We start from the raw sequence: 13,480 nt of genomic DNA on the forward strand, positions 1-13,480 counted from the left end.
GCGACACGATATGAACGTGTCGCGAAACACTACACCGCCATGCTCAATCTCGTATCAACGGTGATATGGCTGACATGATTGAGAACACTCCCTAGGGGACCGTGCTTACTTGTTGTTGCCCTTGCCCGGGTGGCCGCCGCCGGCATCCGCTGCCAGGCGGATGCTCACGCTGGCGGTGGCGGTCTTGTCGCCATCGCTGATGGTGTAGCTGAACCGGTCATCCTGCTTAAACGGCTTGCCCGGGATGTAGGTCAGGCTGCCATCGGCATTCAGGCGCACACTGCCCTTGCTGCCCTGGGTATAACCGACCACTTTCAATGCCTGGCCTTCAGGGTCGTAGTCGTTGCTCAGCACGGCGATGGTGGTGCTCTGTTTGGCATCCAGGGTAACGCTGTCGGCCCGCGCAACCGGTGCGGCATTGGGGGTCGGCTCCGGTTCCGGCACCACCGGGGCTGCCACGCTGATGCTGACGCTGGCGCTGTCACTGCCGCCCTTGCCGTCGCTGATGCGGTAGCTGAGGCTGGCGGTACCGCTGAAGCCGTGGGCCGGGGTGAAGGTGATGCTGTTGTCGGCATTGACCACGGCATGGCCATTCAGGGCACTGACGAAGGTGACGCTGAGGCGGTCGCCGTCGGCATCGGTGTCATTGGCCAGCACCGCCAGGGTCACCGGTGTTTCGTATGCGGTTGAGGCGCTGTCGTTGTTGGCCACCGGAGCCCGATTGGGAGCCGCCGCCACGTCGATGGTAATGCTGGCGCTGTCACTGCCGCCCTTGCCGTCGCTGATGCGGTAGCTAAAGCTGGTGGTACCGCTGAAGCTGCTGGCCGGGGAGAAGGTGATGCTGTTGTCGGCATTGATGACGGCCGTACCGTTCAGCGGACTGACGGCGGTCACGCTCAGGGTGTCACCGTCGGCATCGGTGTCGTTGGCCAGCACGGCCAGGGTCACCGGTGTTTCGTATGCGGTGGATGTACGGTCACTCTGTGCCACCGGTGCGGTGTTGATCACCGGGGTGTCTACCACCTGAGTCAGGCTCAGATGGGTGCCGTAGTCGCCGGACAGGGCCGAGGCCTTCAGAGTGTAGTAGCCATCGGCTGCGGTTTCAGATGAGGTAACGGTCCAGTCGACAGAGGCGGTTTCACCCGGTGCCAGGTTCAACTGACTGCTGGCCAGACGGCTACCCCAGCCTGCCGGTACCTGGGTGTTCAGGTTATAGCTGGCACTGCTGCAGGCATTGCTGTCACGGCTGGTCAGGGTCAGGGTGTAGGTCTGCACGGAGCCGGCAGGGGCCCAGACGGGCTCGCCCGGTGTCACGTTCATGACTGGATTGGCACGGGCACAGCTGAGTTCACTGCCGGGCATATCGACGTTGACGCTGGCACGGCTGCCATCCACCCACTGGGTAGCCAGGGTGATGCCGGATTCCGGGTCGGTAAACTGCTGGCCCACCTCCAGCGCCGGATCACGGGTATCGGTATAGTTGGAAGCCTTGCTGCCCGGCGTCATGTCCAGCAGGAAGCTGCTGTTGGGCTTGTTGCTGATGCCGGTATGTACGACGACACCGTTCTGGACGTTGTCATTGCTGGCCAGAATGCTGTCATGACCACTGGCCTGGCGATATTCAACATAGAGCCACTCGGGCTGGCCGGAGGCTGCATCGACTCCACGGGGGATTTTCAGGGCCTTGGGCGCATTGCCTGGCTGGCCGGCATAGGGCTCCAGCTGGTGGATGCCGCTCTCGGCAAGTGTCAGGATGTGACGGCTGTCCAGCCACCCCAGGCGTTCTTTCTGGAAGGTGGTGAAGTGGCCGTTGACACGCCCCATGATGTCGACGCCATCACCGTATTCATCACTGCTGCACTGGCTGCCGATGACCTGATCACCGCACTCCAGGGCGTGGGAATGGAACAGGCCCAGATTGTGCCCCATTTCGTGAGCAATGGTGAACCAGTACATGGAACCGTTGATCAGCATGGTGGACTGGGTACCGCCCACGGAGCCGACGCCGGAGAAACCGCAGCCGGCAGTGTAGGGCATGGCAAAGATCAGGCGATTGTACCGGCTCAGGTCATAACCGGCGGCAGTGGCCGCATCGTGCGCAGCGGCGGTAATGGCCGAGGTGTCACAGCCGTTGCTGTTGATGCCCAGTGTCAGCCAGGGAGTCACCTCACCTTCCAGCCAGGTCTGGCCAAAGGAGTTTTCATGCAGAAAGGCACTGGCTTCGCCAAAGACGGTAGTGCGCGCCTGTTCGGGGGGCCAGGGCTGTGAGTTGTTGTCGCTGAAGTTGACGTTGATCACCAGTGTGGACTGTGCGCCCAGCGTGGCGCTGTCAGCTGCGCTACCGCCGGTACTGCCACCGGTGGCATCCCCGTCGGCGGCCAGCATCAGGGTCTCGGTGCTGAGGGCGATATCGCCGTCGAGGCTGTCACCGGCATCGGCTTCAACCAGTAGACCTTCCAGTTCTACCTGACGGCCGTGCTTCAGCTGGGGTGCGTTACCGGCAAAATGCAGTTCGAAACGCTCGCCGAAGGGGGTGTTCAGGATGTGGCGCAGACGGTGGCTGCCGTCTTCACGGTCTTCGTAGAAGACATCCAGCTGGCCGCTCAGGTTCAGGCGCTGTTCCATGCGGTTAATCACCTCCGCCGGCAGGCGGCTTTGGGCCTGGGCGGGCATCGCCAGCTGCAGTGCCTCGGCCGGCTGATGGCGGACCAGGTTGCGCAGTGCGGTACGACGCTGATCGGCCTGCTCGAGCAGTTGCTGCTGCAGGGCCTTGCGTGCCTGCCCCTTGGCCAGGTGCCAGCGCTTGGACAGCGCCATCAGATCACTGGATGCCTGGCGGGCCTGCTGCTGCAGGTGTGCCACGTCTGCCGCCGAGTGGGCCGGTGCCGCATGCGCGGGGCCGTACAGTGCAGCGGTGACGGCCAAGGCTGCCAGACTGCGGCACAGCGGGGCTGACAGAGGGTGCGAAAAAGTCGGTAGCGCCATGAGTCTCTCCTGAAATCAAGGTTCAGACAGACCCTCACGCGAGCGGGCAGAACGCTCCGAGATCTCCTTCGGTAGCCTGGCGGATAGTCGCGTCCCTGCATCGACCACCCCATGGCTTTGCGTGACGCCGTAGCGTCGTGCCTTTTCGGGAGAGGATCGTGCAATCGGCAGGTCTGCAGTGTGAGCCGGATGGCGCCTGTAACGATCAAGTGTCACTTGACCCGAAATTTATCGAGGCGCTGCATCCGGGAATCACTGTTGTGACCGGCACTGTTTAAAAAGTTGTCAAAAAATGAAGTGGGCGAATAATAGGGCAAAGGAGAAGTAATTCAAGTATTCATCATGGCGGTGGATATGTTAAATATTTATACGTTTTTTAATGACTGTTTCATTCATTTAACAGTCATGAACGAGGAGTGAATAAAGGTGTTTATAAAATGAAAATACAAAGTGAAATAAATGCCATAGTGTTGTTATTTGAAAACGTACTACTGGAAGGTTGTAACGTTAAGTGAACACTTTAGGGCATCAATGTTATGATTTTTTTGTTAGATTTATTTTTCATGAAAATCTAAATTTTCATCCCATAGTGTAATATGAGAGTGTTCGTCCAGCGCCTCGGCAGGCGTGAAGCTGGGCTTGCGGCGGGTCCAGTACGGCGGGTCAGGGGTAGGTGGTTCGGAGTGGGTAGACTGGGGGGCGGATGCGTCCACGCCTTCCGGTTGAGTCCGGATCAGGCGGTGGCTGGTAAGGGCTCGGCGCAGGTGCTTCATGATATCTCCCCCAATGACTCATTGAGCTCAGCAGGTTTCGGGCCACCCAATTAAATATCAATATAAATCAAATAGTTGTATTTTTTTTGGTGGGTGGGTGCCTGTTAGCGGGAGGGGCGTGTGTTTCAGGTGGTCAACAGGTGCCACGCCGAGTGGGGGCTGCTCGGCAGTCAGTGGTGGGGGGCGCCCTTGTGATGCTGCAGGTGGTGCTTCTCCATCATGCGGTACAGGGTCACGCGTGAGACATCCAGAATGCGCGCGGCCTTGGATACATTGTTCTTGCATTGTGACAGGGTGTGTTCGATGACAACCCGCTCCGCTTCGGCACGGGCTTCATCCAGTGTTTTCAGGTTGTCGGCGCCGATCTGATGTCCGTCGGGGCTTTCCAGGTTCAAATCCTGAGGGGTGATCAGGCGGTTGTCGCTCATGATCATGCCGCGACGGATGCGGTTGATCATCTCCCGCACGTTGCCTGGCCAGTTGTGTGTATTGATGGCGTCGATAGCTTCCTGGGTAAACCCTTTCAAATTGCCGTTATGGTCGCTGGCAAACTTGTTGAAGAAAAAGCGCGCCAGCAGTTCCTTGTCCTCGGCCCGGTCCCGCAGCGGGGGAACGCGGATGTTGAGTACGCTGAGGCGATAGTAGAGGTCTTCGCGAAAGCGCCCGTCTTCCACGGCCTGTTCCAGGTCGATATTGGTGGCGGCAATCACCCGGGTATTGATGGCCAGGCTCTGGTTGGAGCCCAGACGTTCAATGGTGCCCTCCTGCAAAAAACGCAGCAAATGGCCCTGAAGATTGGCGGCCAGATCACCCACTTCATCGAGAAACAGGGAGCCCTGATGGGCTGCTTCAATGCGCCCCAGTCGGCGCTGGCTGGCACCAGTGAAGGCGCCTTTTTCGTAGCCGAATAGTTCCGACTGGATCAGGGTTTCAGGCAAGGCGCCGCAGTTGACGGCCACAAATGGCTGGTTCTGTCGGCTGGAGCGCTGGTGAATGGCGCGGGCGATCAGCTCCTTGCCGGTCCCGCTTTCACCCATGATCAGAACGGTGGCATCCGTCTGTGCCACTTTGCGAATCAGGTCGAAGATTTCCAGCATCTTGGGGCTGGCCCCCACCATTTCGAACTGGTGCTCGCTCTCCAGGTGGCGGTTGGCCTGGTGTTGCAGGTGATAGAGGCCGTAAGCATGGCCCAGGATGATGGCCAGGTGGTCCAGGTTGTCACCCAGTGGCAGAGAGCAGTAATCATAGAAGTTTTCGAACAGCAGGCGCCGCAGGCTGACACTTTGCAGCTGCTCCGGCCGAATGGCGGCCACCCAGGCAGTCTGGTGGTGATGCTGGAAGAAATGTGTCAGGGCTTGCTGTTGGCTGTCGTCATGCCAATCGAAACAGGCTAGGCCAACGACAAAGTGCTCTGCCTGCAGCTGCCGGTCGGCCTCTTCCAGGCTGGTTACCGTTATCAGGCGCCAGCCTTTCAGGTTGACCAGTGTCAGTTCATGGCTGGGTTGAGCTGACAGTTGTAGCAGCAGCAGGGGGCGTTCCGTCTCTGGATAGGTGTGCTCCTGTGTATCGGACGTTTTCATGGGCTTCACCTCGGTTGGTTTACAACCTGGTGCAGTGAATGAACTACACTGAATGCAATTGTAGTCAGAAAAGAGACAACCCTGATAAAAACAGGCGTATTAATAGTCAACATTCTGTTTGAAAGCCTGCGTTTTATTCATATTGAGCCATATTCGTTACATTTTATGCGTGTCGCTGTCAGCACTGACCTATAGTTAGCTCAGGTTGACAGCCAGCAGGCGGCAACAATATGTACTGTGAATATTTCGGTTTGCATGAGCCCCCGTTTTCGATTGCGCCTAACCCGCGCTATCTGTATATGAGCGATCAGCATGAAGAGGCGCTGTCTCATCTGCTGTATGGCATCCAGGCGGACGGTGGCTTTGTGCTGCTGACTGGCGAGGTCGGTACCGGCAAGACGACGTTGTCGCGGCGGCTGATTGAACAGTTGCCGGAGCAAACCGATTTTGCCCTCATCCTGAACCCCCATCTGCAGCCGATCGAACTGCTGCAGGCCATCTGTGACGAATTTCATATCGATCCGGGTCGATACGCGAACGGGTCCATGAAAGCACTCAGCGATGCACTGTATCGCTTTCTGCTGCACCAGCACGCCCAGGGGCGCAATACCCTGCTGATTGTGGATGAAGCCCAGCAGCTGCCGTTCAGCTCGCTGGAGCAGCTGCGTCTGCTGACCAATCTGGAGACCAGCGAGGCCAAACTGTTGAAGGTGGTACTGCTGGGACAACCCGAGCTGCTGACCCGGCTGGCCCAGGATGACCTGCGTCAGCTGGCGCAGCGCATCAGTGCCCGTTTTCATCTGGGCCCGTTGACCGAAGCCCAGCTGCCGGATTATGTCCGGCATCGCCTGAGCGTTGCCGGGCTGGCCAGGCCCGTGTTTCCGCCGGCAACGCTGAAATGCCTGTATCGCCTCTCCGGTGGTCTGCCGCGCGTGATCAACCAGATTTGTGACCGTGCACTGCTGGGGACTTATGTGCAAACTCGCAACGAGGTCAGGGTGGATACCCTGCAGCGAGCGGCCCGCGAAGTGCTGGGGCCTGCGGCGGCTGCCGGAAGCGCGGGGCGCTCGCTGCAGCTGTGGCTGCTGGTCGCGCTGCTGATCGGCTTGCTGGGCTGGGGAGCCGGTTTTGGGCTGTCGCTGTGGTATCGCGGAGAAGTGAGCTGGCCGGCCGCATGGAGCCGCGAAACCGCTGCGCCGCCGATCATGACTGATGCCGAGGCGTTGGCCCTGCGTGAACGGCTCTACCCTTGGGAAAAGATGGCGCCGGCGGATGCCGAGGTCGCCGTGCTCGAGTCAGGCAGCGAGTCGGTCGCGTTGCCAGTTCTCCTGGCTGAGGAGAGGGGGGCGAAGCCGACGACAGCGACGTCGGTTACTGCTGTGGCGCACGTCGTCGAGCCAGGCATAACGGCGTCGACCCGGCTGGAGGTGCCGACACCACCACCGGCAGTGCCCCCCATTGCTGCCGTGGTGGATCGCTGGCCTGTCCCGGCAGACCCCCAGCTGGCCGAAGTGCTGGCGTACCGAGAGCTGTTTGCCCTGTGGGGTGTGGAGTATGACCCCCGTCAGGAACCGGTGGTGTGCGATTTTGCCGGTCGTCAGCAGCTGGGCTGCCTGACACTGATCAAAGACCTGCAACACCTGGCGCACCTGAATCGGCCTGCCGTGGTCACCTTGGCCCATGACGGGGCACGTTACAGCGCGGTATTGAAGCAGCTTAACGGCACCCATGCACAGCTGCAGGTAGGGCTGGAGAACTATCGTATCAGCCGTGACCGGCTGCTGCAGGTGTGGGGCGGCACCTTCACGCTGCTGTGGCGCTGGCCGCCGGGCTACCGTGTGCCCCTGTGGCCGGGGGCTGAAGGAGAAGAGGTGGCCTGGTTGAGCCGTCAATTGCGTCAACAGCGCGGCCTGCCGCCGGATCAGCCGGCCCGTCGGCGTTACGATGCGCAGTTGTTGATGCAGGTGAAGGCGTTTCAGCAGGCGCATGACTTGAATGTCGATGGCGTGGCCGGCCCGTTGACCCTGATCCGGCTCAATAGCTTGACAGGCCAGGCACTGCCGCGCCTGTTCAGCGAGGAGGCGAACCTTGTCGTATATCCATGATGCTCTCAAGGCCTCGGCCGAACGACGTCAGCAGGTGACGGGCGTCGGCGCTGACGCCTCCGCAAGCACGGCTGTGGACACCGCCAGCCGTGGCTGGCGATGGGGTCCCGGGCGCTGGCTTTTGCTGATTCTGCTGGCGTTGCTGCTGTACTGGCTGATCGATACCGGACGCCAGGGTACGCACGTGCCCCAACCCGGTCAGGCGGCCACGGGTGAGTCACTGCCGCGGCCCGAGATGTCAGCGCCGACGGCTGCCGATTCAGCACCGGATCTGAGCGGCGTCAAAATCGAACTGCGTCGACCGTCATCACCGACCCCGCAGGTCAGGAGTCGGTCAGAAGCGTCCATTCCGGTGACGCCCGCTCGGCCCGTCGTTCCTGCCGACGATGTGCCGGAGTCGGTTCCGGCACCCCCCGACCCCTATGCCGATCTGCCCTATCTGCGCCAGCTGCCGGTCGAGTTGCAGCGGGACGTACAGGGTCTCAGGTTCAGTGTGCATATCTACTCGGAAACGCCGGCTTCGCGCATGGTGAAGCATCAGGGGCGTGTGTTGCGTGAGGGCGATTTCATTCGCCCTGGCCTGCGCCTTGAAGCCATTATCCCGCAGGGGGCCATATTGCAGTATCGGCAGACCCGCTTCCGAGTACCGGCGCGATAAAAAACCGGTCAGAGGGCTGGCGCGGATATCAGTGTTGCTTGATATACTCGGGCCTCATCCACGAGACAGGAGCGTCCGATGTACACCAGCACTATTAGCCCGGCTTTTTACGATACCGATGGCCTGGGCCATATCAACAATACCCGTGTGCCCCAGTGGTTCGAAGCGGCGCGCAACGAGTTGTTCCGCATCTTCACGCCCGACCTGGACATGAAAAAATGGCAGCTGATTCTGGCGCGGGTGGAGGTGGACTACCTGGGTGAACTGTTTTATGGCCGTGATGTCGAGATTCGCACCCATGTCTGCAAGATCGGCAATAGCTCCTTCACCGTGCTGCAGGAGGCCTGGCAGGATGGCAAGCAGGCGGCACGCGGCAAGGCCTTCATGGTGCGGTATGACTTTGCCAACGGGCGTGCCATGAGCCTGACCGATGAGCAGAAGGGCATGCTTGAAGTCCATTTCAAGGCCGAGCCTTAAGCGGCCTCGGACATCACGTGTCGGAACCATCAATTTCTGCAGACAGGAGCGTCCATGTCCGCATCCAACCCCGTAACCTTTTCCGCCGGCTTCAAATGGCTGATCGGACTGGCCTCGCTGATGGTCATTCTCGGTGCCCTCAAGATTGCCGAGGCGGTGGTCGTTCCCATGCTGCTGGCCGTGTTCATTGCCATCATCTGTGCGCCACCGTTGGCCTGGATGACCTCGCACCGGGTGCCCCCCTGGCTGGCGGTCATGCTGCTGGTCTTCGCGCTGATGATTTTCAGCTGGGTGCTGGCCCTGTTTGTCGGCTCAGCCATTGATACCTTTACCTTGCGGTTGCCGACCTATCAGACCCGGCTGCAGGAAGAGGCAGTGAAACTGCTGCCGTTTTTCGAGCGTCTGGGCCTGCCGGTGACCCGTGAACAGTTTCTCAACCACTTCAACCCCGGCTCAGTGATGCGCCTGGCCGGCAATGCATTGACTAACCTAGGCGGTCTGTTGACCGACCTGATGCTGATCGTGTTCGTGGTGATTTTCCTGCTGATGGAAGCCACGCTGTTGGGCGACAAACTGCACAAGGCGCTGCCTAACGCAGAAAAATCGATGGAGCAGGCTGGTGATTTTGTCCGCAAGGTCAACAAGTACCTGGTGATCAAGACCACCATCAGTCTGATGACCGGTTTCCTGATCACGACCTGGTTGTGGATTCTCGGCGTCGACTTTGCGCCTCTGTGGGGGCTGGTGGCCGCGCTGATGAATTTCATTCCCAATGTCGGTTCCATCATTGCGGCCGTTCCGGCTGTTCTGTTGTCCGTCGTGCAGCTGGGGTTGCCGGATGCCGCGCTGGTAGCGGTTGGCTACATTGCTGTCAACGTGCTGATGGGTAACGTGCTCGAGCCGCGTTATATGGGCACCGGGCTGGGGTTGTCGCCACTGGTGGTGTTTCTGTCCTTGATGCTCTGGGGCTGGATGTTCGGACCGGCGGGCATGTTCCTGTCGATTCCATTGACCATGATTGCCAAGATCGCCCTGGAACAGAACCCGTCGACCCGCTGGGTTGCCATCATGCTGGGCAATTGAGCCGGAGTGCCGGAAGTCGTCTAAGCTGCCAGTAACCTTCCGTTACAGGCAGCAAGACGCATGCTTCGAACCTTTCAATCCGGCTGGCGGCTGCGCTGGATAATCAGCCTGGCCGTGATGAGCATGATACTTACCCTCAGTGCCGTGCTCATCGGTACGGCCTACCTGGGCCAACGCGCTTTGCTGGTCGAGGCCTCCGGCCAGATGGCACATCAGATGGCCATCAGCCTCAACACGGCCAGCAGTCGTCTGCTGCGTCCACTCCAGAGCGGGTTGCGCCTGCTCACCCACGACCCTCTCATGCAAGCCAAAACGCTGCAGCAACGCCAGCAGCGTCTGCCGTTGCTGCTGGAAAACCTGCACGCCAACCCGATGCTGGATGCGGTGTATGTGGCCTATGCCGATCATGATTTTCTCTTGCTGCGACGCTTGAAGTCCGACCGCCTGCGCCAATCCGTATCGGCTCCGCCTCAAGCCACCTGGCTGTTGCAGAGCATTGACGGGGAAAAGCGGCTCTGGCGCTTCTATGATGTTGATGTCCAGCTGATTGAGGAGCGTCGCGTGCCAGAGTACCGGTTCGACCCGCACCTGCGTGCTTGGCACCAAGCGGCTCTTGGCAGTCGTGGGCCCGTGCTGACCCCGCCTTATCCGTTCTATACCACGGGGGTGACGGGGGTGACGCTGTCGTTGGCCGGGCCAGCAGAAACGGTGGTGGCCTTTGATGCCTCGGTTGCGGATATCTCAGCCGAACTGGAGCACCTCAAGCCCGACCCCGACTATCGCATGGCTGTGGTGACCCGGGACAGCCAGGTGGTGGCCTGGCCGGATGTGGCGCAGATGCTGCGTTCGGACGCGGGCGATGTGCGTTTGGTGACACTGGATGAGCTGGGTGCCCCGGAGTTAAAAGTGTTGCAGCAGCGCTCGACGGCGCCGGGCCGCATGCTGGATTACACCCTGGCAGGGGAGGTCTGGTATGGCACGCGCGTGCCGCTGTTGGCGCTGGGGGGGGAACCTCTGGAGTTGCTGGTGACGGTGCCGGCCCGGGAGCTGCTCGCCGACGCGCGTCGGCAGAGTGTGGAGATGCTGGCCGGGTCGGTGCTGGTGGCACTGGTCATGCTGGCGGCGGGCTGGTTCGGTGCAGCACGTATCACCCGACCGCTGGACCGGCTGACCGAGCAGGTCAGGGCGCTGGCCCGGTTCGATTTCAGTCGCCAGCCGGCGCGCGCCAGCGCCGTGCGAGAGGTGCAGGTGTTGGGGACGGTACTGGAGCATTTAACCAATACCATTCGTCATTTTCAGGCCATCAGCCTGACGCTGGCGCGCGAGCGCGATCTGACCCGTATGTTGCCGACCGTGGCCGAACATCTCAAGGCGTGCGTTGGGGCGCGAGCCTGTTACATTTACGTGCACGACCCCCAAGGTGATCGATTGCTGCTCAATACCGCTGATAGTGCTCAGGCGAGTGCGGTTGCCCTGGAGTCGGGGGGGGCGGATGCTGAAAGCCAGTGCCAGGCGGTGCGTACACACTTGGGCGATGATGCCGGGGCCTGCCTGCTGATTCCGCTTCAGGGACGCGAGGCAGGCGCGGCGGGTGTGATGGTATTGCAGCTGGCTCCCGGTCACGCGCCCGAAGCGCCGCTGGCCGACTTTTTCGGCCGGCTGTCCGGTGCGGCGGCGGTCGCAATCGAAACCCGCCAGCTGATCGAATCGCAGCAGCAGCTGATGGATGCCATCATTCGTCTGCTGGCGGATTCCATCGACGCCAAGTCACCTCATACCAATCGTCACTGCGAGCGGGTGCCTGAGCTGGCCGGGCGCCTCATGGAGGCCGCCCGGCACAGTCGCCAGCCGCCGTTTGCCGATTTCGACATGAGCCGGGCAGAGCGGGACGAGTTTCACATGGCGGCTTGGCTTCATGACTGCGGCAAGATCACCACGCCCGAGCATATTCTCGACAAGGCGACTCGGCTGGACGCGCTGTATAACCGCATCCATGAAATACGCACCCGCTTTGAAGTGCTCTGGCGCGATGCACGGATTCAGTATCTGGAAGCGGTACTGGCCGGCGAATCCGAGCCTGAGCAGCGCCGGCAGCGTGAATGCCGTGAGGCACAGCTGCAGGCCGATTTTGCCCGGGTGGCCCGTATCAACCAGGGTGGTGAGACGCTCGGCGACGATGATCAAGCCGCGCTGCAGCGGATCGGTGCGCAGACCTGGTGGCGTCATTTTGACAACCGACTGGGCCTGTCCGCATGCGAGCAGGCACGGATGCCGTCAGGCGAGGCGCGGCTGCCGGTCATGGAAACCTTGCTAGCGGATCGGCCCGAACATGTGGTGCACTGGGGCGAGCGCCGCCCGCCGGTTGCCGCTGACGACCCGGGCAACACCTGGGGATTCGATATGGCGCTGCCGGATGCGGAACTGAACCTGGGTGAGTACTACAACCTGAGTCAGCCCTATGGCACCCTGACCCCCGAGGAACGCTTCAGCATCAACAACCATATCGTTCAGACCATTCGCATGCTGGAACAGCTGCCCTGGCCGGCACACCTCAAGCGGGTGCCGCAGATTGCCGGTAATCACCACGAGCGCATGGACGGCAACGGTTATCCACGGCGTCTGAAAGGCGCCGAGCTGAGCATTCCGGAACGGATCATGGCCGTGGCCGACGTGTTCGAAGCACTGACGGCCGCCGACCGTCCCTACAAAAAGGCCAAGCCGCTGTCCGAGGCGTTACGCATCATGGCCCGCATGGCGCGTGACGGTCATTTGGACCCGGCGCTGTACCGGCTGTTTCTGGATCAGGCGGTGTATGAAGCGTATGCCCGGCGCTATTTGAAGCCTGAACAGGTCGATGCCGTGGACGTCGAGGCGCTGCACGCAGTGCTGAAAAGCGGGTATAACGGCAAGGGATGACGCTATTGCGCTTTGGTAGTACACTTGCCCGCTTGTTTAAAATGACAGTCATATGTCGAATCGCGTGAGCCCATGACCGCAAAAAACACTGCACTTGAACTGATCGATATTCACAAGTCCTACGGCAACCTGGAAGTGCTCAAGGGCGTCTCCCTGAGTGCCAGTGATGGCGAAGTCATCTCGATTCTGGGATCAAGTGGCTCCGGCAAGAGTACGCTGCTGCGCTGCATCAACCTGCTGGAACAGCCCAGCCAGGGCCAGATCCGCATCGCCGGTGAAGCGCTTGAGCTGGTGAGCGGCAAGAACGGCGACCTCAAGGCGGCCAACATGCGCCAGCTGGAGCGTCTGCGTTCACGGATCGGTTTCGTGTTCCAGAATTTCAATCTCTGGCCGCACAAGTCGATCATGGAAAACATCATCGAAGCGCCGACCCAGGTGCTGGGTCAATCGCGTGACCAGGCAATCAGCCGTGCCGAAGAGCTGCTGGACCGTGTTGGTCTGCTCAGCAAGCGTGATGCCTACCCGGCCAACCTGTCGGGCGGCCAGCAGCAGCGCATCGCGATTGCCCGTGCCCTGGCGATGGATCCGCAGGTGCTGCTGTTTGATGAGCCGACGTCGGCACTGGACCCGGAGCTGGTCAACGAGGTGCTGGCGGTCATGCGTTCTCTGGCCGAGGAGGGCCGCACCATGCTGATCGTGACACACGAGATGCGCTTTGCGCGCGAGGTGTCCAGCCAGGTGGTATTTCTGCATCAGGGACAGATCGAAGAATCCGGTACGCCGGAAGAGGTGTTCGACCGTCCCCGTTCGCAGCGGGTGCGTGACTTCATGGCCAGCCATACCTGAGTGGTGGGCTGAGCAGACGGCCAGATGGCTGCCCAAGACAACAGAATCGGTGAAACC

At 60.7% G+C, this 13,480-nt stretch carries 9 protein-coding genes and 1 riboswitch; of the genes, 6 read left to right on the top strand and 3 right to left on the bottom strand.

Annotated features, from left to right (window positions below; genetic code table 11):
- Positions 1-105: 105 nt before the first annotated feature.
- The 3 genes from KTN04_RS14715 to KTN04_RS14725 all read right to left on the bottom strand — a co-directional run bounded on the left by KTN04_RS14715 (position 106) and on the right by KTN04_RS14725 (position 5,338).
- Complete coding sequence (locus KTN04_RS14715; RefSeq protein ID WP_217335996.1) at positions 106-2,985, bottom strand: Ig-like domain-containing protein; 2,880 nt, start codon at positions 2,983-2,985, stop codon at positions 106-108.
- A 67-nt stretch (positions 2,986-3,052) separates the two neighbouring features.
- Positions 3,053-3,137, bottom strand: a riboswitch (cyclic di-GMP riboswitch).
- 402 nt (positions 3,138-3,539) lie between these two features.
- On the bottom strand, positions 3,540-3,758 hold the full coding sequence (locus KTN04_RS14720; protein WP_217335997.1) for a hypothetical protein: 219 nt from the start codon (positions 3,756-3,758) through the stop codon (positions 3,540-3,542).
- Positions 3,759-3,928: 170 nt separating this feature from the next.
- The gene (locus tag KTN04_RS14725; protein ID WP_217335998.1) at positions 3,929-5,338 is read right to left on the bottom strand and encodes a sigma-54 dependent transcriptional regulator; all 1,410 of its coding nucleotides are present in this window, start codon (positions 5,336-5,338) and stop codon (positions 3,929-3,931) included.
- 299 nt (positions 5,339-5,637) lie between these two features.
- Between KTN04_RS14725 and KTN04_RS14730 the strand changes: the two genes are divergently transcribed.
- From KTN04_RS14730 to KTN04_RS14755, 6 genes are all read left to right on the top strand, one after another.
- Positions 5,638-7,443, top strand: a complete 1,806-nt coding sequence (locus tag KTN04_RS14730) for an ExeA family protein (protein ID WP_217335999.1) — start codon at positions 5,638-5,640, stop codon at positions 7,441-7,443.
- Complete coding sequence (locus KTN04_RS14735) at positions 7,427-8,101, top strand: general secretion pathway protein GspB (RefSeq protein WP_217336000.1); 675 nt, start codon at positions 7,427-7,429, stop codon at positions 8,099-8,101. Before KTN04_RS14730 ends, KTN04_RS14735 begins: the two co-directional genes overlap by 17 nt.
- Positions 8,102-8,179: 78 nt before the next feature.
- Positions 8,180-8,578 carry an acyl-CoA thioesterase gene (locus KTN04_RS14740; protein WP_217336001.1) on the top strand — a complete coding sequence of 133 codons (399 nt, stop codon included), beginning with the start codon at positions 8,180-8,182 and terminating at the stop codon, positions 8,576-8,578.
- A 54-nt stretch (positions 8,579-8,632) separates the two neighbouring features.
- On the top strand, positions 8,633-9,661 hold the full coding sequence (locus KTN04_RS14745; RefSeq protein WP_217336002.1) for an AI-2E family transporter: 1,029 nt from the start codon (positions 8,633-8,635) through the stop codon (positions 9,659-9,661).
- Positions 9,662-9,721: 60 nt separating this feature from the next.
- Complete coding sequence (locus KTN04_RS16925) at positions 9,722-12,577, top strand: HD domain-containing phosphohydrolase (RefSeq protein ID WP_254262587.1); 2,856 nt, start codon at positions 9,722-9,724, stop codon at positions 12,575-12,577.
- Positions 12,578-12,649: 72 nt separating this feature from the next.
- Positions 12,650-13,423: an ABC transporter ATP-binding protein gene (locus KTN04_RS14755; protein ID WP_217336003.1), complete on the top strand. Its 774-nt coding sequence runs from the start codon at positions 12,650-12,652 to the stop codon at positions 13,421-13,423.
- Positions 13,424-13,480: the final 57 nt, after the last annotated feature.

Origin of the sequence: Marinobacterium weihaiense, assembly GCF_019061305.1 — a bacterium.
Lineage (GTDB): Bacteria > Pseudomonadota > Gammaproteobacteria > Pseudomonadales > Balneatricaceae > Marinobacterium > Marinobacterium weihaiense.

Excerpts from the sequence above, each read along its gene's own strand:
- KTN04_RS14755 (WP_217336003.1), top strand. The coding sequence starts at position 12,650 with ATGACCGCAAAAAACACTGCACTTGAACTGATCGATATTCACAAGTCC.
- KTN04_RS14725 (WP_217335998.1), bottom strand. The coding sequence starts at position 5,338 with ATGAAAACGTCCGATACACAGGAGCACACCTATCCAGAGACGGAACGC.
- KTN04_RS14730 (WP_217335999.1), top strand. The coding sequence starts at position 5,638 with ATGAGCGATCAGCATGAAGAGGCGCTGTCTCATCTGCTGTATGGCATC.
- KTN04_RS16925 (WP_254262587.1), top strand. The coding sequence starts at position 9,722 with ATGCTTCGAACCTTTCAATCCGGCTGGCGGCTGCGCTGGATAATCAGC.
- KTN04_RS14720 (WP_217335997.1), bottom strand. The coding sequence starts at position 3,758 with ATGAAGCACCTGCGCCGAGCCCTTACCAGCCACCGCCTGATCCGGACT.
- KTN04_RS14740 (WP_217336001.1), top strand. The coding sequence starts at position 8,180 with ATGTACACCAGCACTATTAGCCCGGCTTTTTACGATACCGATGGCCTG.
- KTN04_RS14745 (WP_217336002.1), top strand. The coding sequence starts at position 8,633 with ATGTCCGCATCCAACCCCGTAACCTTTTCCGCCGGCTTCAAATGGCTG.
- KTN04_RS14715 (WP_217335996.1), bottom strand. The coding sequence starts at position 2,985 with ATGGCGCTACCGACTTTTTCGCACCCTCTGTCAGCCCCGCTGTGCCGC.